This window comes from Flavobacterium sp. GSP6 (assembly GCF_003984855.1).
GTDB lineage: Bacteria > Bacteroidota > Bacteroidia > Flavobacteriales > Flavobacteriaceae > Flavobacterium.
This window is the reverse complement of the sequence record NZ_RYDO01000005.1, coordinates 59325-79874: the sequence shown is the minus strand read 5'-3', so window position 1 is coordinate 79874 and position 20550 is coordinate 59325. Positions and strand designations below refer to the sequence as shown.

General features: G+C 35.1%; 19 protein-coding genes and 1 pseudogene. 13 read left to right on the top strand and 7 right to left on the bottom strand.

What is annotated here, in order from left to right:
• Window positions 1-65: 65 nt before the first annotated feature.
• The 5 genes and pseudogenes from EKM03_RS07160 to tpiA all read left to right on the top strand — a co-directional run bounded on the left by EKM03_RS07160 (window position 66) and on the right by tpiA (window position 4110).
• Complete coding sequence (locus EKM03_RS07160; RefSeq protein WP_126562421.1) at window positions 66-611, top strand: DUF1599 domain-containing protein; 546 nt, start codon at window positions 66-68, stop codon at window positions 609-611.
• 104 nt (window positions 612-715) lie between these two features.
• On the top strand, window positions 716-1816 hold the full coding sequence (locus EKM03_RS07155; protein ID WP_126740093.1) for a BT_3928 family protein: 1101 nt from the start codon (window positions 716-718) through the stop codon (window positions 1814-1816).
• 72 nt (window positions 1817-1888) lie between these two features.
• Window positions 1889-2512: pseudogene (locus EKM03_RS07150) on the top strand (ABC transporter permease); the annotation flags it as partial.
• Between the two features lie 263 nt (window positions 2513-2775).
• On the top strand, window positions 2776-3270 hold the full coding sequence (locus tag EKM03_RS07145) for a TlpA disulfide reductase family protein (protein WP_126562426.1): 495 nt from the start codon (window positions 2776-2778) through the stop codon (window positions 3268-3270).
• Window positions 3271-3357: 87 nt separating this feature from the next.
• Complete coding sequence (tpiA, locus tag EKM03_RS07140; protein ID WP_126462964.1) at window positions 3358-4110, top strand: triose-phosphate isomerase; 753 nt, start codon at window positions 3358-3360, stop codon at window positions 4108-4110.
• Between the two features lie 51 nt (window positions 4111-4161).
• Here the strand turns inward: tpiA and EKM03_RS07135 are convergent, their stop codons facing one another.
• The gene (locus EKM03_RS07135) at window positions 4162-5385 is read right to left on the bottom strand and encodes a porin (protein WP_126562428.1); all 1224 of its coding nucleotides are present in this window, start codon (window positions 5383-5385) and stop codon (window positions 4162-4164) included.
• 95 nt (window positions 5386-5480) lie between these two features.
• Here EKM03_RS07135 and prmA point away from each other — a divergent pair, with 95 nt between their 5' ends.
• The 4 genes from prmA to EKM03_RS07115 all read left to right on the top strand — a co-directional run bounded on the left by prmA (window position 5481) and on the right by EKM03_RS07115 (window position 8675).
• Window positions 5481-6314 (top strand): 50S ribosomal protein L11 methyltransferase, encoded by an 834-nt coding sequence (gene prmA / locus EKM03_RS07130; RefSeq protein ID WP_126462968.1) that lies wholly within the window; start codon window positions 5481-5483, stop codon window positions 6312-6314.
• 45 nt (window positions 6315-6359) lie between these two features.
• Complete coding sequence (locus tag EKM03_RS07125) at window positions 6360-6635, top strand: ATP-dependent Clp protease adaptor ClpS (protein ID WP_126553601.1); 276 nt, start codon at window positions 6360-6362, stop codon at window positions 6633-6635.
• 92 nt (window positions 6636-6727) lie between these two features.
• Window positions 6728-7999 (top strand): sterol desaturase family protein, encoded by a 1272-nt coding sequence (locus EKM03_RS07120; protein ID WP_126562431.1) that lies wholly within the window; start codon window positions 6728-6730, stop codon window positions 7997-7999.
• Window positions 8000-8006: 7 nt separating this feature from the next.
• The gene (locus tag EKM03_RS07115; RefSeq protein ID WP_126562433.1) at window positions 8007-8675 is read left to right on the top strand and encodes a lysoplasmalogenase; all 669 of its coding nucleotides are present in this window, start codon (window positions 8007-8009) and stop codon (window positions 8673-8675) included.
• 44 nt (window positions 8676-8719) lie between these two features.
• Here EKM03_RS07115 and EKM03_RS07110 read toward each other — a convergent pair whose 3' ends face one another.
• Both EKM03_RS07110 and EKM03_RS07105 read right to left on the bottom strand, forming a co-directional pair.
• On the bottom strand, window positions 8720-9136 hold the full coding sequence (locus tag EKM03_RS07110) for a DUF6691 family protein (RefSeq protein WP_126553595.1): 417 nt from the start codon (window positions 9134-9136) through the stop codon (window positions 8720-8722).
• Between the two features lie 37 nt (window positions 9137-9173).
• The gene (locus EKM03_RS07105) at window positions 9174-9734 is read right to left on the bottom strand and encodes a YeeE/YedE family protein (protein WP_126452492.1); all 561 of its coding nucleotides are present in this window, start codon (window positions 9732-9734) and stop codon (window positions 9174-9176) included.
• 192 nt (window positions 9735-9926) lie between these two features.
• Between EKM03_RS07105 and EKM03_RS07100 the strand changes: the two genes are divergently transcribed.
• The 4 genes from EKM03_RS07100 to EKM03_RS07085 all read left to right on the top strand — a co-directional run bounded on the left by EKM03_RS07100 (window position 9927) and on the right by EKM03_RS07085 (window position 14210).
• A complete protein-coding gene (locus EKM03_RS07100; RefSeq protein ID WP_126576363.1) occupies window positions 9927-10379 on the top strand; it encodes a 2-dehydro-3-deoxyphosphooctonate aldolase in 453 nt (150 codons plus the stop codon).
• A gap of 196 nt (window positions 10380-10575) precedes the next feature.
• Window positions 10576-11394: a 3-deoxy-8-phosphooctulonate synthase gene (kdsA, locus tag EKM03_RS07095; protein WP_126740092.1), complete on the top strand. Its 819-nt coding sequence runs from the start codon at window positions 10576-10578 to the stop codon at window positions 11392-11394.
• An 18-nt stretch (window positions 11395-11412) separates the two neighbouring features.
• Window positions 11413-12255: a hypothetical protein gene (locus EKM03_RS07090; protein WP_126553591.1), complete on the top strand. Its 843-nt coding sequence runs from the start codon at window positions 11413-11415 to the stop codon at window positions 12253-12255.
• A gap of 878 nt (window positions 12256-13133) precedes the next feature.
• Window positions 13134-14210 (top strand): PAS domain-containing sensor histidine kinase, encoded by a 1077-nt coding sequence (locus EKM03_RS07085; RefSeq protein ID WP_233579309.1) that lies wholly within the window; start codon window positions 13134-13136, stop codon window positions 14208-14210.
• Window positions 14211-14238: 28 nt separating this feature from the next.
• Here the strand turns inward: EKM03_RS07085 and EKM03_RS07080 are convergent, their stop codons facing one another.
• The 4 genes from EKM03_RS07080 to EKM03_RS15260 form a co-directional block, all read right to left on the bottom strand.
• Window positions 14239-15618, bottom strand: a complete 1380-nt coding sequence (locus EKM03_RS07080; protein WP_126562444.1) for a M28 family peptidase — start codon at window positions 15616-15618, stop codon at window positions 14239-14241.
• A 140-nt stretch (window positions 15619-15758) separates the two neighbouring features.
• Complete coding sequence (locus EKM03_RS07075) at window positions 15759-17855, bottom strand: glycoside hydrolase family 97 protein (RefSeq protein WP_126740091.1); 2097 nt, start codon at window positions 17853-17855, stop codon at window positions 15759-15761.
• Between the two features lie 142 nt (window positions 17856-17997).
• The gene (gene bglX, locus EKM03_RS07070) at window positions 17998-20298 is read right to left on the bottom strand and encodes a beta-glucosidase BglX (RefSeq protein ID WP_126740090.1); all 2301 of its coding nucleotides are present in this window, start codon (window positions 20296-20298) and stop codon (window positions 17998-18000) included.
• Window positions 20288-20548, bottom strand: coding sequence for a hypothetical protein (locus EKM03_RS15260; protein WP_233584073.1), 261 nt, complete (start codon window positions 20546-20548; stop codon window positions 20288-20290). Before EKM03_RS15260 ends, bglX begins: the two co-directional genes overlap by 11 nt.
• Window positions 20549-20550: the final 2 nt, after the last annotated feature.

Sequence of the window (20550 nt, the reverse complement as noted above, 5' to 3'; positions counted from 1 at the left end):
TCATTCTGCATTCAAAAAAATTATTCTTATTTTTGAAAAAATTTGAATACAAATATACACCAATAATGAAGAATACTTCAAAGGAATATGATGCTGTGATTGCGACTTGTCGGGCACTGTATATCAACAAAATGAAAGATTACGGATGTGCTTGGCGCATTTTGAGACTGCCTTCATTAACGGATCAAATCTATATTAAGGCCCAAAGAATCCGAAGTTTACAAGAAAATGAAATCCGCAAAATTGATGAAGATGAAACGGGTGAATTCATTGGGATCATCAATTATGCTCTCATGGCGTTGATTCAATTGGAATTAGGCGTTGCAGATCAGCCTGATTTAAGTGTGGAAAAGGCAACCAAATTATACGATGCCAAAATCAAACTAACCAAGGAATTAATGGAAGACAAAAATCATGATTACGGGGAAGCTTGGCGCGAAATGCGTGTAAGTTCACTAACAGATTTAATTTTGCAAAAACTACTTCGTGTCAAACAAATTGAAGACAACAAAGGAAAAACATTAGTTTCTGAAGGAATCGATGCTAATTATCAGGACATGATAAATTATTCGATTTTTGCCTTGATTCTAATGGGTTTTGGAAACAAATAATAAAAAGCAATAACTAAACATGAAATTGCCAAGGTTTTAAAATCACAAACTGTAATCAAGAATGGCGATACCATATTCCATTAAAACATAAATATTATCTTCATATGAAAAATATAATTACTCAATTTTCTAGAATTTTCGTGGGAATCCTATTCATAATCTCCGGATTAATCAAACTGAATGACCCTGTTGGTTTTTCTTATAAATTGGCAGAGTATTTCAGTGAACCCGTATTCAACATGCCCTTTTTTGTTCCGTTTGCACTGGGAATCGCCCTGTTTTTAGTGATTCTTGAAGTGGTTTTGGGGATTATGTTACTCATTGGATACAAGACTAAAGTCACGGTTTGGAGTTTATTGGTTTTGATTGTAATGTTTACCTTCCTAACTTTTTATTCCGCTTATTTCAATGTAGTAAAAGATTGTGGCTGTTTTGGCGATGCGCTAAAACTAACACCATGGCAATCGTTTACAAAGGATATTGTGTTGTTGTTCTTTATTCTGGTATTGTTCTTTAACAAAAAATTAATCCAACCCTTATTTAGAACTACCGTTCAAAACATAATTATTTATGCCAGTATCGTTTTATCAGCCTTTATGGGCGTTATCGTTTTAAACCATTTGCCATTAATAGATTTTAGACCATTCAAGGTAGGAAATAATATTCAACAAGGAATGCAAATCCCTGACGGCGCTGATAAATCAGTGGTAGAAATGGTGTTTATATACAAAGTGAATGGTGTAGACAAAGAATTTACCGAAAAAGACCTAATGTCGATTCCTGAAGGCGCCGTATTTGTAGACCGAAAAGACAAAGTCATCACAGAAGGATATGTTCCTCCTATTCATGACTTCACGATGGAAAAAGACGGTTTGGATTATAAAGATCAGTTCTTGCGAGAGCCAAAATTGATGTTGATTGTAGCCTATAATTTAGTGAATGCCGATAAAGCGGGAATGGGCAAAATGGAAAAACTGTATTTAGATGCAAAAACAAAAGGATATAAGGTAATTGGAATGACATCTTCCTTACCGGAAGAGATCGCTGCAGCAAAAAAACAATATGGATTGACATTTGACTTTTATTTTTGTGATGCAATCACATTAAAAACAATTGAAAGAGCCAATCCAAGTATTGTATTGCTCGAGAAAGGAACAATCACACAAAAACTTCATCATAACGACGTCAAAGACTTAAGATTATAAGAATAGGACGGTTCTGATTTACGGTATTACAGAACTTTAACCGCTAATTATTTTTACCCATTAAAAGCATTTATGTTAAAATGTTTTTTTAGTAAAATTGGATCTGCACTGCTTACTCTTTTTGGAGTGTTTACAGTGATATTATTTTTGTTTACTGTTTTGCCTGGGGATCTTGCACCCATGATACTGGATCAAAATGAAAATTCAGAACAACTGGCCATTGTAAAAAAGAAATATGGTTTTGATAAACCTATTGCTACTCAATACTTGTATTATCTGAATGACCTGTTGCCTATTTCTTTGCACAGTGATACCCAATCCGATTATACTTTTCTGAGCGAGGGAAAATACAATGTGGTACCCCTTTTTGGAATTGGTACAAATGAATTGGTTTTGAAAACCCCCTATTTAAGAGAAAGTTTTCAAAAAAGCGGAAAAAAAGTTTCTCAAATTATTGGATATACATTGCCAAGCACAGCCGTATTAGCCATATTTGCCATAGGTATCGCTATTGTTTTTGGAATTGTTTTTGGTATTATTTCTGCCTTATACAAAGATACCTGGATCGATCGCCTAATTGCTTTAATCAGTACTTTAGGGATGAGCATTCCTTCCTTTTTCAGTGCAATCCTATTTGCCAGGCTCTTTGGATTTGTATTACAAAAACAAACGCAGTTTAATATGCCCGGAAGCCTATAAGAAGTACATAATTTCGATGAAGGAAGTTATATTCAATGGATTTTGTATATGCATATTTAGATCCCAAAATAAGACTGGGATAATCACTGTATTTTGACAAGAAATAGCATTTCCAAAGTAACAACAGGTTTGATGTTGTCTAAATCTCATCAACTATAACGATATTGCTGAAGCATTTTTGAATTCCGCTTTCAAAATATGGTATTCTGCACAACTCAATCCAATTGTTTGTTTAACTTTGTTTAAAAAACAACTCTATAATGAAACAAATACTATTACTTCTAATATCTATTGTAACCTTTTCTTGCGCAAAAGAGGGAAAAACTGAATTTTCTAAAACGGCTTTGTCTGAAACTCTACTAGCCACTGACGGAAGTCAAGTTGCTTTTCAGGATATTTTAAAAAAACACAAAGGCAAAACCATAGTAATTGAAGTTTGGGCTTCTTGGTGTGGGGATTGTGTCAAAGCAATGCCAAAAATCAAAGAATTACAAGCGAACAATCCTGATGTTGCTTATTTATTTATTTCAATGGACAAAACTGCCGATAAATGGAAAGTTGGAATTGAAAAACACGAATTGAAAGGAGATCATTTCATGGCAAATGACCAAATGGGAGGTGTATTTGCAAAAGCCATTGACCTAGATTGGATTCCAAGATATATCATTGTGGACAAAACCGGAAAAATTGCTTTATACCGCGCTATTGAAACTGATTTTGACACGATTAACGAGACTTTAGAAAATTTAAAATAAAGCATTCAAACACCATTTGAGATGCAGTTCTTATCATTTGAAAAACTTCAAAAAAACGAAACCAAAAACTAAATATAACACGACAAAATGAGAAAGAAGATTGTTGCAGGAAACTGGAAAATGCATAAAAATGCAGAGCAAACAGAAGATTTATTAAATGAATTAATAGCGAAAATCCCTACAGATACTGCTGTGCAAATAATTGTAGCGCCAACATTTGTAAACCTGGCTTCTGCTGTAGATCATTTAGAATTTACCAATATAGATGTTGCTGCACAAAACGTTCATCAAGCAGAAAGCGGTGCTTTCACGGGTGAAATTTCGGCAGATATGTTAAAAAGTGTAGGTGTAGACATTGTCATTTTAGGACACTCCGAACGCAGAGCCATTTTTCAGGAAACAGATGCTTTAATTGCGAATAAAGTAAATACGGCTTTGGAACATGACATAAGAGTTATTTTTTGTTTTGGTGAAGAATTAAAAGACCGCCAATCAAAAAATCATTTTAATGTAGTTGAAAACCAATTGCGAGATGGTTTATTTCATATTGAGGCTAAAGACTGGGACAGTATCGTTTTAGCCTATGAGCCAGTTTGGGCAATAGGAACAGGAGAAACAGCTTCTCCGGAGCAAGCACAGGAAATGCATGAATTTATAAGAGAAACCGTTCGTAAAGCTTTTGGAAGCGATATTGCTGAAAACGTATCTATCCTATATGGAGGAAGCGTGAAACCGGATAATGCTAAAGAAATTTTCTCAAAACCAGATGTAGATGGAGGCCTCATTGGGGGTGCCGCACTAAAAGCTGATGATTTTGTAGCAATTGTAAAGGCTATCTAAATTTCAATTTTAAACGTCATAAAAAAGCGGTGATTCATTTTACCGTTTTTTTTATATTCCTATTTCAACCTGAAAACGCAGGTGCCAGTTGTTCTTTGTATTACCGTCAAAATAATGTAGGGTATCAAAAGTCAATTCCGTTTGCAATTTAAAAGTGTGTTCCCAAATATATTTCGTCAAACCAATGGTATACTGTTTTGTGTTTGGTGCTAAAAGCTTAATGTCCTCGCCCACTTTTTGAGTAGAATACCGTCCGATAATCTCATAATTTGATAACAAATTATAACTCAATTGATGATCAAATCCGTTACCAACGTAAGCAAAATTAGATTGTGAAATATCATCCGGATTTATTGTAACTGCATTTCTTGGAGTAATTCTGGACATATAACTTGACATAGCGGCCCATCCGTTGTATTTAATCAAAACATCAAGCATCACTGATTTCATAGTGCGAGCTTCAAATAAATCATTTCCTAATTGACCTTGGGTTCTTTTGGCATGATTATTTTGCTGAAAAGCACCCGAAAGCATTAATTTCGGCTTTTTTTCTCTTACAATATCCCCTTCAAAATAGGTTCCGTCTCTTGAAAATGCCCCAAACGGTAACAACTCTACCTTCCCTGTTAAGGCAACACCTTCATCTGTATTCCCCGTGATATTTCGACCTTCTCCTGTTGAAATAGCTGTTTTGAAATTATAGGAAAATTTATCCCGAAATTCATTCATATTGTGAACTTGAAAACCAAAATCCCTGTCAATTGTAAATCTGGCATTGTTAATCGATCGGTCCGTTAACTGTAATCCGCCTGAAGAATTCACACGTTGGCGATTTCCTGGTAATTTTGTTTGTCCAAAACTGATATTCCAGTGTCTATTAGGTCTGTAAAAAACAACTGCATCTCTGATAATATTTATGTTCTCACCTTCTCTAATTTCACCAACATCGCCCGGAGCAAATGACAATTGAACTGCATATAAAAATTTTGGATTTCCCACATATCCGTCAAATCGCAAACGTAATCTTCGGATTTGCCCGTCATATCCCCTTTTTTCATCTTCATTTTCAATATAAGTCACCCTATTTTGCATTCGGAACCGAATATTCAATTGGTATAAACTATCCGGAGAAGTGATTCCAATTCCTTTACCAAAACTATAGTACGGAAGCGCCGATAATCTTAAGTCATTATCTTGTTTGCTTTGCTTGATATTCACCTGCGCATTGCTGGAAATGCAACTTACAAAGATCCAAAATAAAATTATTTTTTTCATGGTGTACTACTGTGTTTTGGGTACAAATGTAAAATAAAATTTGATTTACAAATACTCTTTAATATGCGATTGTTACCTTTGCAAAAAAAACAAGCATGTCAAATATTTATATAGCGTACCATTTTACTATTGAACCTAAAGAATTGGGGTCTGAAATCTTAATCGCGGAATTGGGAGAAAGAGCTTTTGAGAGTTTTACAGAAACTGAAACCGGGATTTCAGCTTTTGTGCAAAAGGATTTATGGAATGAAACCATCTTAGCGGATATCCATATTTTACAATCCGAAGAATTTACGATTGATTATACATTTGAAGAAATCGAACAAGTCAACTGGAATGAGGAATGGGAAAAGAATTTTGAAGCCATTGATGTCGACGGAAACTGTCATGTACGAGCACCATTCCATCCAAAAACAGATGCCGAATTTGATATTATAATTGAACCAAAAATGAGTTTTGGAACAGGGCACCATGAGACCACTCACATGATGATTCAACATTTATTAGAAATAGATGTAACCGGAATGAAAACACTCGATATGGGATGTGGAACCGCAATATTAGCAATTCTTGCCGAAATGAAAGGAGCGCAACCAATTGACGCTATTGATATTGACAATTGGTGTTACTTGAATTCTATAGAAAATGCAGCACGTAATAACTGCAAACACATTACCGTTTATGAAGGGGAAGCCTCTTTATTAGAAGGTAAAAAATACGATTTGATTATAGCCAACATCAATAGGAATATTTTGTTGAACGATATGCAGAGTTACATAGACAGTTTAAACCCTAATGGAACGCTACTTTTAAGCGGTTTCTATCATGAAGATATACCATTTATAGATGCCTCTTGTACCGAAAAAGGACTGATTTATGTTAAAAAACTTGAAAGAAACAATTGGGTATCTTTAAAATATGTAAATTAGTAGTATTATTTTTTTATTAATTACGAAAGTACAAAAACCTATAAAATGAGTACTAAAGAAAAAGTAAGAGAAAGAGTCCATGTCAAAGAAGCAACCCAGCTGGACAACGAAATCATCGTTTATAATGATGATGTAAATACATTTGACCATGTCATTGACACCTTAATTCGCGTATGCAATCACACACCGGAACAAGCAGAACAATGTTCATTAATCGTACATTATAACGGAAAATGTACTGTAAAAACAGGGCCTTACGACAAATTAAAACCACAATGCACGCAATTATTAGAAGCAGGATTAAATGCAGAAATAATTTAAGAATAATAAAAATTCCCTTTGACAAATAAATTACTGTGAATAATTAAAAAACATTCTCTTTTATTCTATATTTGAATAAAAAAAGTGTTCTTATGGAAGAATATGGTAAAATTTTAGTTTTTGTAATGCCCATTTTTTTGATATTAATTAGCATCGAAAAAATTTATGGGCATTACAAAGGGGAAGATACCGCACCTAATATGGATGCTGTTTCAAGCGTGAGCTCTGGAATGGTCAACTCCCTAAAAGATGTTTTAGGACTTAGTATCACACTGGTTTCTTACGATTGGATCGTATCTAAAATAGCTTTATTCAATCTTGAAGCTACCTTTTTAACCTATTTTATTGGATTTATAGCTATTGATTTTTATGGCTATTGGAGTCATCGTTTGTCGCATCAAATTAACTTTTTATGGAACAAACATGCTATACATCATAGCAGTGAAGAATTCAATTTGGCCTGTGCCCTACGCCAGCCCGTTTCCAGTTTTGTAAATCTGTTTACCTTTTTATTGATTCCAGCCGCACTTTTAGGAGTTCCCTCCAAAGTGATTGCGATAACCTTACCAATTCATTTATTCCTTCAATTTTGGTACCATACTAAGCACATCAAGAAAATTGGTTTTCTGGAAAGGATATTGGTTTCACCATCCCATCATAGGGTGCATCATGCCATCAATCCAGAATACATGGACAAGAACCATTCGCAAATATTCATCATTTGGGATAAATTGTTTGGTACTTTTCAAGCGGAATTAGAAAGCGTTCCACCTGTTTTTGGAATCACAAGACCAGCCAGAACCTGGAATCCGATCCGGATAAATTTTCAGCATTTATGGCTATTGATTACAGATGCTTGGCGCGCCGAAAACTGGAAAGATAAGTTTATCATTTGGTTTAAACCAACAGGCTGGCGTCCGGAAAATTTTGAAGAAAAATATCCCGTTGTCAAAATTACCAATGTATATGATTTTGAAAAATACGGCGTTCAACATTCTAAAAAACTAATGTACTGGTCCTTATTTCAAGCAATTATAACGTTGTTACTTATTAGTTATATGTATAATTCTATCGTGGTGATAGGGTTGCCAAATGTATTTATTTACGGCGCATTCATCTTCCTGACCGTTTACAGTTACACGGAATTAATGGATACCCGCAAAATTTCCATCTTCTGGGAAAGTATCCGTTTTGTTTTTGGAATTGGACTAATTTTCTATTTTGGCGATTGGTTTGGAATGAATCAACTTTTTCCTTTTGCGAGTTATATTATTGGTGGTTATCTCCTTTTATCCTTGGCTGTAACTGTATATTTTGTCAGCACTAATTTTGAAAAAGATGCCATGATTACCGTTCAATCTTAAAAAAAATATGAAACACAACATTAAAGTAAAGAGTTTTATTGGGTTTAGTCTTGTTTATCTATTGCTAATTCTTTTTGGTTGGGAAACTATAGCTTGGTTTTTGAAACCATTTTTATTGCCGTTTTTAATTCTGACAGTTTATTTACACGAAAGATTTAGTACTAAAAAAGTTCTTATAACTGCTTTGACTTTGTCGTGGATAGGGGACATTATTTTGATGTTTGCTGACAAAGGAGAGTTGTATTTTATTGCAGGGCTGATTGCCTTTCTACTTTCGCACATTTCGTATATCATACTATTTAACAAACAATTGAAAATTTATTTAAAGAATAGTAAAATTATTTTCTGGGTAGGAGTTACAGTAATCGTAGTTTATTTAATCGTAATGATGTTGCTTTTATTGCCAAGTTTAGGGGACTTAAAAATTCCTGTTCTATTATATGCCCTTACTATTTCAATTATGTTGTTATTTGCGCTCAAGGGTTTTTTAAACTGGCAAAAACCTGCCAACAGCTATATATTAATTGGCGCTATTGTTTTTGTAGCTTCAGATAGTCTTTTGGCCTTTGATAAATTCTATGCGCCATTGCAATACAGCTCCTTTTTGATTATGGCAACCTATTTACTTGCGCAATATTTGATTGTTTCCGGCATTTTAAAATTAAAAAAAAAATAGCATTCCCACAAGAGAATGCTATTTTGATGTCAAGTGTTTTTCGATTAATGAGGTAATTTATTTTTCAATAGTCCATATAGATAGGTCCCGAAAAGAGACCCGAAAAGCACTATCAAAATGGTCCAAAAACCAGCCCCAAGCAAGATGAATATTGGTCCCGGACAAGAACCTACCAATGCCCAACCCAATCCAAAAAACAATCCGCCAATCCAGTATCTGGCAGAGCCTTTTTCTTTATCCGGAATTTCTATAGATTCTCCCTTGATGTCTTTTATATTGTTTCGTTTAATGATTTGAATGCCAATAATTCCCGTCAAGATAGCCACCGAAATAATTCCGTACATGTGAAACGACTGAAATTGAAACATTTCATAAATGCGATACCAGGAAACGGCTTCAGATTTAGTCAAAACAATTCCGAAAACAAATCCAACCAATAGATATTTTAGTATATTTTTCATTCTTTTTATTTTATATTATGAGTCAATGATTGCTTATCTACTTTACAATTAATGGCAATAAAAAATGCGCCATTATCAATCCACCAATGAAGAATCCAATTACGGCTTTCAACGAAGGAATTTGTAAATTACTCAAGCCTGAAATGGCATGTCCGGAAGTACAACCTCCTGCATAACGAGAGCCAAAACCTACCAAAACACCACCAATAAGCAGTATAAAAATATGCTTTGGGGATTCTAAAATGGAGATTCCAAAAAGCGCATCCGGCATTAATTTTCCGTTTGGGGCATCGATACCAAGTTGTGCTAATTGTTCAATTGTTTTGGGATTAATAGTTACATTTGAAGCATCACTCATAAAATGAACGGCAACAAAACCACCTAACATTGCGCCAAGAACAACCACTAAATTCCAGCGTTGTGCTTTCCAGTCAAAATCAAAAAAAGAAACTCGTTTTCCTAAACCAGCCATCGAACAAAGCGAACGCAAATTAGAAGACATTCCAAAAGACTTTCCGAAATAAATAAGTGCCAGCATAATCAAGCCGATCAAAAAACCGGAAACAGACCAAGACCAGGTTTTAAAAATAATATCCATATTGTTTTTTTGTACAAAGATAAGAAGCATTTTACGAGATTTTAAGACAAATGTTATATTCCACAATAGACACTTGTAAATTATTCAGGGAACTCGCAATAAGGTCTGAAGTTCTGGTTATATTTGTGTCGAAGTACTTCCTTGCAATTAAAAGTGCCGTTTAAATTTTGACATTATAAATCTACCTTAAATATGAAAAAATCGATCCTTTTTATTGCTTTGCTAATAGGTACTACTTCTTGTATAAGTACACAATCTACTTTGAAAAACACGGACGATAATGCTCCCGATTTATTGCTGTCACAAGACTATACTTTTGTGATTACTCAGTACAGCACAAACAAAAAATATGGATATGATAAGGATTATCCCATCAATATATTCTTTAATAACACTAAAAACGAAACGATCAACCAAGAACGGTTTTTGAACGCATTAGCTGGGCCTAATGGTGAAAAAATAACGTATACCAAACAAGAAAGTTGCTGTCCGTTTCCAACGAAAAGAAGTGAAATGGGTGCTGGATTTCTGGATGTTTATGAATTAAAATGGAACGGTCAGAAAGAACCGCTACTACTCTACCTGAACATCTATGAAAAAGGAATATTGATGGTTCCGGTGGGACTTACATTGAAAAAAAAATAGTTTTTAAAATCCCAAAAGTCCTTATAAACCAAATTCCTAGCCCTGATGGCAGTGAAAATCCTCCCGTTTTTCAGGGAGATTGCAACATACAGCAGGAAATAGCTCCTAAAAAAAAGTTAATGCCCGAAATTAATTGGGAAACGTAAATTGGAAATCGTAAATCATAACTACCTTTGCACCTTTAAAAAATCATACTATGAACTTACAACATATTCCACAAATCAAATATACTGATAGTGGCAATTTCTTCTTGTTAGCTGGGCCTTGTGCCATTGAAGGGGAAGAAATGGCGATGCGAATTGCCGAAAAACTAGTTGGTATTACTGATCATTTACAAATTCCTTTCGTTTTCAAGGGTTCTTTCAAGAAAGCTAACCGATCTAGAATTGACAGTTTTTCAGGAATCGGTGACGAAAAAGCATTGAAAATCCTCAGAAAAGTTTCGGAAACATTTAAAGTTCCTACCGTTACGGATATTCATACAAATGAAGATGCGGATATGGCTTCTCAATATGTTGATGTATTGCAAATTCCAGCTTTTTTAGTGCGTCAAACGGATTTAGTAATGGCTGCTGCCAATACCGGAAAAGTAGTCAACTTGAAAAAAGGACAATTCATGAGTCCGGAAAGCATGAAACATGCGGTTCAAAAAGTATTGGATTGTAACAATGAAAAAGTGATGATTACCGATAGAGGAACGATGTTTGGCTACCAGGACATGATTGTTGATTTTAGAGGAATTCCTACAATGCAACAATATGCTACAACTGTTCTTGATGTGACGCACTCACTGCAGCAACCCAACCAAACGGTTGGTGTAACTGGTGGAAGACCTGATATGATTGAAACCATTGCCAAAGCTGGTATTGCTGTAGGCGTAGATGGAATCTTTATAGAAACCCATTTTGATCCTGCCAATGCAAAAAGCGATGGTGCTAATATGTTGCATTTGGATTATTTTGAATCCTTAATGACCAAGTTAGTTGCCATCAGAAAAACAATACACACATTTTAAATTTAGGCACCATATATATTGAAATATCTTTTATATTACGCATCCCTTATTATTTTATTTACCAATAGTATAATTGCACAGGAAATTACAGAAATTCAAACTAAATATACAACTCATAACAAAGGAAAATTTTTCATCTCATGGGGAGGAAACAGAGATACTTACTCCAAGTCGGACATAACCTTTCGAGGTAAAGATTACAATTTTACCTTAGAAAATGTCCAAGCGCAGGACAAACCAAAAGGGTGGCATGTAGATTATATCAATCCAGCAAAAATGACTATTCCTCAAACTAATTTCAGAATGGGGTATTTCATAAGTGACCACTACAGCGTTGCTATAGGTGTAGATCACATGAAATATGTAATGCTACAAGACAAGGCGGTAACGATCAATGGGCATTATCCCAATCCGGGATCTTATGATGAGCTATTAGCCAATAATCAAGTTCTTTTGACAGCAAAATTTCTCAAATATGAACATACCGATGGTTTAAATTATGTGAATACTGAGTTTTCTCGACATGATGATATCTCGTCATTATTCAAAATTAGAAATACGGATAAAATTCAAGTTAATTTAACCGAAGGAGTTGGTTTTGGTCTCTTATATCCAAAAACTAACACCACTTTATTAGGAAAAGATCGTCATGATGATTTTCATGTTTCAGGGTATGGAACTTCTTTGAAAGCAGGATTGAATGTTACTTTTTTTAAACATTTTTATATCCAGGGAGAACTCAAAGGAGGGTATATTAACATGCAAGACATTCGAACTACACAAAGCACCGAAGACAGTGCTTCACAAGATTTTTTCTTTTTTCAGAGAATTATTGCTGTAGGAGGAATATTCAAAATATAAATACTTTACACACAATAAAAAAACGAGGCTGTCTGGATATGACAGCCTTCTTTTGTTTACCAAAATTTTATTTGAATGATCGTGATGTGTTTTGATTTAATTGAAATTGTTTAGCGTATTTCTTTAATTATAAGCCGTTGGGTGCAATTATTCAAAACGTCAGTTCGAGTGTTTTTTGTGTAGTAAAACGGAACAAAACTTCTCAATACGCTTCGCACTCGAAGTGACGTGTATCGAGAACCGTTTTTAATACTAATTTTCTAGTTCTCGATATAATCCCGCCCAAAAGCGGGATCACTCGAACTGACAAAAATTATCATCAAAAATTAATTGCACCCAACGGGTTAATTATAACATATTATTAGCTAAATGTGGTGTACTATTTTCTTCCATAATAATAAAAATTTTATCTATCCAAAACTTGAATGGTAAATACCCTTCAAACTTAATTAAAATCACGTAAAAACACCTATAGCCAGACGAATTACTATTTCTAAATTTGCATGTATAACCTAATTTACATTAAATGAAAAATTCAGCACTAAATTCAGAGGAAAACACTAACCATTTTAATTTTAAAACTATTTTAAAAAAAATTGGATTTTATTTGTTAATTGTGCTTGTTTTTTTACACTTTAAGTTTTAATTATTTTCTCTTATGATGCTAAGTCGAGACCAGGAGACACCACAACCAATTGTTTCAAAAAATTATTATGCTGCTTTATCAGAAGAAATTCTATCAACTGCAAAATTAGGCAATATATGACTTTTCTTATAATATAATTTTTTATATCAGACAACAAAAATCAAAAAGAGTCTGGACACTGATGCTTTAAAAAAAACTTTTTAGATTAATAAATATAATGAATGTAACAAAGATGAATACTGATTCACATGGGGCATATAACTTTGATAATTTTTTTAATATATCTGCTGATTTTATATGTATTGCGGGATTTGACGGCTATTTTAGAAGAATAAATCCGGCTGTTTCAAAATTATTAGGATTTTCAGAAGAGGAATTGTATGCTAGACCCATCAGTAGTTTTGTGTATGCATCTGACCTTAAAATTACTATTGAAACCAGAGAAAAAGTATATAAAAACAAGCCTCTTTTGAATTTTGAAAATCGGTATTTAACAAAAACCGGGGAAATTATATGGCTGTCCTGGACATCGATGCCTGTCGAGTCCGAAAGATTAGTGTATGCGATTGCCAAAAACATTACCCATAAAAAAAGAATCGAAGAAGAACGCAATTTACTTCTTGCCAATCTTACCCAAATTAATAAGGAGCTCACGGTTTTGTCACATAAAACATCCCATGATTTAAAGTCTCCCATTAACAATATGCTTTCGGTCTTCAGTTTGATAGACAGTACTAAAATTCATGATCCGGAAACACTGGAATTGATCAGCACTCTTAAATTGACCAGTGAAAATTTAAAACAAACTTTAAACGATTCGATTGATGAATTAATTGATAATGAAAACATCAACACTCAAATAGAAAAAATAAACCTAAATGAAGCACTCAACGAAGTCTTGATCTCGATAAATTCTTTAGTCCAAGATTCAAAAGCAGAAATTAATATCGACTTTTCAGCTTTTGAAAATGTAACTTTTAACAAAGCGTACATCAAAAGTATTTTTTTAAATTTATTGACTAATTCGATTAAATATGCAAAACCGGATGCCCCTCCAATTATTACTATACAATCTAAAAAGGTAAATGGAATCAATCAATTAATTTTTTCTGATAATGGGCTGGGTTTTGATTTAGACAAAGTAAAAAACAGGATTTTTGGATTGTATGAAAAATTTCACAGCAACAACGACAGCAACGGTATAGGGCTGTATTTAGTGTACAACTACATCACAAGCTTAGGCGGGCGAATTGCGGTTGAGAGTAAAATAAATGAGGGTGCTACATTCACTATTTCTTTCAAATATTGAATGTAGCACCTTCTAAGATTTTGGTTTTTTAATTGACAATCCCTTGCTGATCCACCAGATAAAGTAAGGAAGCCATAGCCGCTGCTCCTAGTTCCAACTCTCTTTTATTGACAGCATCAAATGTGTCATTAGCGGCATGATGGTAATCAAAATAACGTTGTGAATCCGGTTGCAATCCCACCTTTACGATATGATTGGATTGCAGTGGACCAATATCAACACCGGAATGTCCTTTTACAAATTTGTGGATTAGGTATGGTTCAAATAACGTTGCCCAACTACTGATTTTGTTAAAATTTGCTTCATCAGCATCAATTGAAAATCCTCTTGGGGAAAATCCTCCCGAATCGCTTTCTAAAGCAAAAATATGGTTTTCATTATTTTTATTGGACTGTACTTCATATTCTTTGCCGCCTCGAACTCCGTTTTCTTCGTTCATAAACAATACCACACGCAACGTATTTTTAGGTTTATACCCAATGTTTTTGAAGATATTTAATACCTCCATACTTTGAACACATCCAGCACCATCATCATGAGATCCGTCTCCTAAATCCCAGGAATCAAGGTGGCCGCCAACGACCATTATCCTTTCAGGATGTTCAGAACCCGTTATTTCACCAACCACATTGTAGGATAAAACATCATCAAATGTTTCACAAGATTGTTTGAAATAGAATAGCGAATTTGGATTTTGTTTTAAACTTTTGCTCAACAGTTCGGCTCCATTTGTACTAATGGCAGCAGCTGGAATTCGTTGTTCTTTGGAAATTTCTCCATAATTAGTTGCACCGGTATGCGGTAAATCATCCAATCGCAAATTCATGGATCTTACAATTACAGCTAAAGCACCGAGTTTTCCAGCTTCTCTGGCTCCTGATGATCTTTGGTCAACACAACTCCCATAGGCTTTGAAAGTTTCGATAAATTCAGGATTCATCGCTCTGTTGAAGAAAATGATTTTCCCTTTTACTTTTGCTTCCCCTAATGCGGTTAATTCTTCCAGGCTGTTTACTTCAATTATAGTTGCTTGTACTCCTTTTTTTGGAGTGGCCACTGAACCTCCCAGCGCGCAAATGGGGAAATTAATTTTTTGTTTTCCTACTTGTAAATATGCGATTTCTTTTTCGCCACGAACCCATTTTGGCACCATTACTTCCTGGAGATAGACTTTATCTAAACCCAGGGTTTCTAATTGTGCTTTGGTATACAAAACTGCTTTTTCAGCTCCTATAGAACCTGATAATCGGGATCCAATGGTATTGGATAAATGGTCCAGCCAAGGATAACATTTGGCATTGGTTAAGGATAATTTGTAAATTTCTTTTAACATTTGTTCCTCCTTAGCTTGCGCAAAAGCAGTAATTCCACCAAAGAAAAGTGCGGCTAAAACAATTGATTTTTTCATAATAAATTTGGGCTTTTTTGGGTATTCTTCTTTATAATTTTGGTTTTGGTTGCCGTCGCAATTTCGTAATTCTTACTGAATATTTTATGCTAGATTCAAAAAAAATCCTGCAAGTTATATTTTCTTGCAGGATATCCTATTTATTTTATTGGTTCAAAACTGATTGCCGTTCCACCTCCGGGAGCTAAATTCAATTTGATTTTTGATTTGCTGGTTACTGTTATCGTTCTTATTTTATAAGCGATAGGATTCTTTTTCCAATCGGCATCTTTAGCATCTTCATAAATGATGGCTTTGTATTTCATTCCTTTGGTCAGGAAATCTAATTTAATTTCTGATTTTCTGGCATTCTCATCTGTTATTGCACCCAAAAACCAGGTTTCCTTTCCTTTTGTTTTTCGAGCAACCGTAACGTAATCGCCTGGTTCAGCTTCTAAATACTTACTTTCATCCCAATCCGTTTCAACGTCTTTGACAAACTGAAAAGCATCCGGATATTTCTCGTAATTTTCTAATAAATCGGCCGCCATTTGCAACGGAGAATACATCGTTACATACAAAGCCAGTTGCTTGGCTAAAGTCGTGTGTACCTGCTCCGTTTTATTTTTATCATAATAACTCATTTTAATTTCAAATATGCCCGGTGTATAATCCATAGGTCCGCCCAGTTGTCTGGTAAACGGCAATATAGTTTCATGCATAGGTGGATTTCCTACGCTCCAAGCATTGAATTCATTCCCGCGAGCCGCTTCGGCAGCGATATAATTAGGATATGTTCTTCCGTAACCGGTAGGTCTTGATGATTCGTGGGAATTAATCATAATCTTGTAATCCGCGGCACGTCTAACAACAAAATTGAAATGATTCACCATAGATTGCCCGTCATGAAATTCGCCACGCGGAATAATTTTACCCACATAACCGGTTTTTACCGCTGGATATTCGTGTTTTTTCATCAAATCAAAAGCGCGATCCAAGTGTCTTTCATAATTACTGACAGAACCCGATGTTTCATGATGCATGATCATCTGTACATTTTTTGCTTTGGCATAAGCCGAAATTGCAGCAATATCAAAATCCGGATACGGAGTGGTAAAATCAAAAACTTCCTCTTTCCAGTTTCCGTTCCAATCTTCCCAACCTACATTCCAACCTTCAACAAGTACCCCACCGAAACCATTTTTCGCGGCAAAATCAATGTATCTTTTCGTGTTTTCCGTGGTAGCGCCATGTTTTCCTGAAGCTTTTGGGGCATCTGCAAAATTAGTGGCATTTTGAGAACCGGCATAATCCCAAGTTGATTTCCCAACATGCATTTCCCACCAAATTCCAACATATTTCATGGGTTTGATCCAAGACGTATCGTCTAATTTTGACGGTTCATTGAGGTTCAAAATCATTTTAGAAGCCACAATATCTCTGGCATCATCGCTAATCATGATTGTTCTCCAAGGTGACACACAGGGTGTTTGCAAATACGCTTTGTCACCAATAGCGTTAGGAACTAATTCGGCTTTCAATTTGTAATTTGTCACATCAGCATTCAGGTGCATGACCGGATAATTGACAACCGCAGCTTCAAAAATATTGAGATACAAACCTGATGGTGCTTTCATCATCAAAGGTGTTTGAACCATATATTTTCCCGGAATAGATTTTACTCCAATTCCATTATTCATATTGATTTTGCTGTTATCAATTTCAGAAAACTTAGTTTCATTGTATTCGTATTCATTACTGTCAAAATCTCCTGGAATCCAGAATACTTTATTATTTTCGGTCAAATTGAATTGCGTAACCTCATCCGAAATGATGAAATAATTCAACTCCGCTTGTCTTGGAAAATCGTATCTGAAAGCTACACCTTCATCAAAAACTCTAAAAATGATGTTCATTTTTACTTTAGATTCTTTATTTATTAAAGAAACATTAAGCTCATTATACTGATTTTGAATACTAGTTTGTTCCCCTAAAACGGGTTTCCAAGATTCGCTGAAACTTGAAGTTTTTGAAGTCAGAATTTCAAAATTAGTGTCGAGATCCGGTTTTTCCTTTAATTTTATGCCTAAAAGACTTTCTAAAACAACTGCTTTATTTTTGTAATTTACAGAATATGCCGGTTGACCATTTCCTGCTAATTTAAAATTTAGAGCTATAGTGCCAGATGGAGACTGAACGGTTTGAGCATGTCCAAAACTGAACATAAAGAGTAGAAAAAGAGAAAGTAAATATTTCATTTTTAATGATTTTTTTGAATTGATAAAAGTAAATAAAATAGTCGTGTATCACAGTCTCACATGTACCAAATACCATTATTTTGTTTAAAAAAACCCTTCAGTACAAATACTGAAGGGCCGATCATAAATAAATAAACCAAATCTATTTAATCAACTCAAAACTAACTTTCCGGTCCGTGTTCGAATCTGTTCCTACAAAAACTTGAAAAGTTCCCGGTTCTGCAATAAACTTCAAATCCGAATTATAAAATTTCAATTCTTCTAGGGAAATTTCGAAAGTAACTGTTTGCTTTTCTCCTTTTTTAATTGCTATTTTTTGGAATCCTTTCAATTCTTTTAGCGGTCTTGTAACTGAACCCACTAAATCTCTTATATATAATTGAACGACTTCCTTACCATCAAAATTTCCGGTATTGGTGACATCAACAGTCACATTTAATTTCTCGATGAAACTCATTTTATCTGCTGATATCCTCAAATTCGAATACTCAAAAGTGGTGTAACTCAATCCAAATCCAAAAGGATATAAAGGTTCATTTCTTTCGTCGATATAATTCGATCTGAATTTTTCGAACTTCCCTTCTTTGTTCCCTAAAGGTCTTCCTGTATTTTTTTGGTTGTAATAAATAGGTACCTGCCCTACACTTCTAGGGAAAGTAGCAGTCAATTTTCCCGAAGGATTTTCATCGCCAAACAAAACATCAGCAATTGCACTGCCTGCTTCACTACCGGCAAACCAAGTATTCAAAATAGCAGGAACGGTTTCGTTTTCCTGAACCAAAACCAATGGACGGCCAGTAAATAAAACCAAAACCACCGGTTTTCCCGTTTTCAATAAGGCTTGTAATAAGTCTTTTTGCGCTTGTGGAATTTCTAAGTTCGTTCTGCTACTGCTTTCTCCGGACATTTCTGCTGATTCTCCAAGTGCGGCAACAATTACATCCGATTGATTCGCAATTTTCAAGGCTTCCTCCAATAATTCTTCGGTAGTTCTGTCATCGCGATGTAAGGTTTTGCCAAACATAGTTGCTTTTTCCTCGAAAGCGGCATCATAATCCAGATTGCTTCCTTTGGCGTAAAGCACTTTGGTCGAATTCCCAACCACTTCTTTGATTCCTGTCAAAAGTGAAATGGATTTATCCTGATTTGTGGCTACACTCCAGGTTCCTGCCATATTTTCTTTGGCATCAGCCAAGGGTCCGATTAAGGCAATCGTCCCAGACTTTTTCAAAGGAAGCAACTGATTTTGATTTTTTAATAAAACTAAAGATTGAGCAGCTGTTTTTCTGGCTTCGGCTCTGTTGCTTGCTGTAAAAATTTCCTCTTTTGCTCTTTTAGCATCTGTGTAACGATACGGATCATCAAACAATCCCAGATCATATTTGGCATTCAAAATAAGACGCACGGCGTTATCGATTTGTTCGACGCTAACTTTTCCTTCCTCCACTGATTTCTTTAGAGTCGTAAGGAAGCCTTCACCCACCATATCCATTTCAATCCCAGCATTTAATGCCAAGGCTGAAACCGTTTGCAAATCCCCCATTCCATGATCTATCATTTCCGGAATTCCTGTAAAATCAGTTACTACAAATCCTTTGAAACCCCATTGCTTACGCAACACATCAGTCATTAACCATTTGTTTCCGGTTGCAGGAATCCCGTCTACTTCGTTGAAAGAAGCCATTACAGAACCTACACCCGCATCAACAGCGGCTTTGTAAGGTGGAAAATAATCATTGTACATCCTGATTCGACTCATGTCAACCGTATTGTAATCACGTCCTGCTTCGGGCGCGCCGTATAAAGCAAAATGTTTGACACAAGCCAAAATGGTATTATTAAGGGACAAATCATCTCCCTGATACCCTTGGACCATTGCTTTTGCAATTTGGCTTCCCAAAAATGGATCTTCACCCGAACCTTCGGAAACTCTTCCCCAGCGAGGATCGCGGGAAATATCAACCATTGGGGAGAAAGTCCAGTTGATTCCATCAGCACTGGCTTCTTGTGCCGCAATTTGGGCACTTCTTTCTATCAGTTTCATATCCCATGTACAAGACAATCCAAGCGGAATAGGAAAGGTCGTTTCATACCCGTGAATGACGTCCATCCCAAAAAGCAACGGAATTTTCAATCGGCTTTTTTCGACCGAGATCTTTTGAACTTCATATATTTTTTGAACTGATTTGATGTTGAATAAACCACCCACTTTACCTTCTTCGATATTCTTCGCGACATTGGAACTGTTGGCCTGACCCGTGGTAATATCTCCCGAAGTAGGTAAATTTAATTGCCCTATTTTTTCTTCCAAAGTCATTTTAGAAAGTAACTCTGAAACGAATTCTGTTTTCGGTTTAATTTTAACGTTCTTTTTAGTTGTCTTTTTTTGGCTGTAGCCAAAAAGAGAAATTCCAAAAAGTAATATAATAAGTTTAATTTTCATTTTGTCTGTTTTTTGTTTGTTGGAACATCCAATCATAAATTTCTTGGTTGTCATACACGCGCGACCAACTGTCGTGGTTTGCATTATCAAAAATGGTTAATTCCACATTGGAGTTCTTTGGAATGTGCAAAACGTAATTTAGTTCGTAATTTTTAACGACTTCCGTTTTAATTTTCCCCCTCCTCTCAGTTTGAGAAAAAGAATTCCATGACATTAAAAAGGCGAGCATTAAAATTAGACCTTTCATCATTC

Coding starts and splice junctions, on each gene's coding strand:
- EKM03_RS07075 (WP_126740091.1), bottom strand. CDS start 17,855: ATGAAATATTTACTTTCTCTTTTTCTACTCTTTATGTTCAGTTTTGGA.
- EKM03_RS07105 (WP_126452492.1), bottom strand. CDS start 9,734: ATGGATATTATTTTTAAAACCTGGTCTTGGTCTGTTTCCGGTTTTTTG.
- EKM03_RS07160 (WP_126562421.1), top strand. CDS start 66: ATGAAGAATACTTCAAAGGAATATGATGCTGTGATTGCGACTTGTCGG.
- EKM03_RS07145 (WP_126562426.1), top strand. CDS start 2,776: ATGAAACAAATACTATTACTTCTAATATCTATTGTAACCTTTTCTTGC.
- EKM03_RS07100 (WP_126576363.1), top strand. CDS start 9,927: ATGAAAAAATCGATCCTTTTTATTGCTTTGCTAATAGGTACTACTTCT.
- EKM03_RS07155 (WP_126740093.1), top strand. CDS start 716: ATGAAAAATATAATTACTCAATTTTCTAGAATTTTCGTGGGAATCCTA.
- EKM03_RS15260 (WP_233584073.1), bottom strand. CDS start 20,548: ATGATGAAAGGTCTAATTTTAATGCTCGCCTTTTTAATGTCATGGAAT.
- prmA (WP_126462968.1), top strand. CDS start 5,481: ATGTCAAATATTTATATAGCGTACCATTTTACTATTGAACCTAAAGAA.
- EKM03_RS07085 (WP_233579309.1), top strand. CDS start 13,134: ATGAATACTGATTCACATGGGGCATATAACTTTGATAATTTTTTTAAT.
- bglX (WP_126740090.1), bottom strand. CDS start 20,298: ATGAAAATTAAACTTATTATATTACTTTTTGGAATTTCTCTTTTTGGC.
- EKM03_RS07120 (WP_126562431.1), top strand. CDS start 6,728: ATGGAAGAATATGGTAAAATTTTAGTTTTTGTAATGCCCATTTTTTTG.
- kdsA (WP_126740092.1), top strand. CDS start 10,576: ATGAACTTACAACATATTCCACAAATCAAATATACTGATAGTGGCAAT.
- EKM03_RS07115 (WP_126562433.1), top strand. CDS start 8,007: ATGAAACACAACATTAAAGTAAAGAGTTTTATTGGGTTTAGTCTTGTT.
- EKM03_RS07135 (WP_126562428.1), bottom strand. CDS start 5,385: ATGAAAAAAATAATTTTATTTTGGATCTTTGTAAGTTGCATTTCCAGC.
- tpiA (WP_126462964.1), top strand. CDS start 3,358: ATGAGAAAGAAGATTGTTGCAGGAAACTGGAAAATGCATAAAAATGCA.
- EKM03_RS07110 (WP_126553595.1), bottom strand. CDS start 9,136: ATGAAAAATATACTAAAATATCTATTGGTTGGATTTGTTTTCGGAATT.
- EKM03_RS07080 (WP_126562444.1), bottom strand. CDS start 15,618: ATGAAAAAATCAATTGTTTTAGCCGCACTTTTCTTTGGTGGAATTACT.
- EKM03_RS07125 (WP_126553601.1), top strand. CDS start 6,360: ATGAGTACTAAAGAAAAAGTAAGAGAAAGAGTCCATGTCAAAGAAGCA.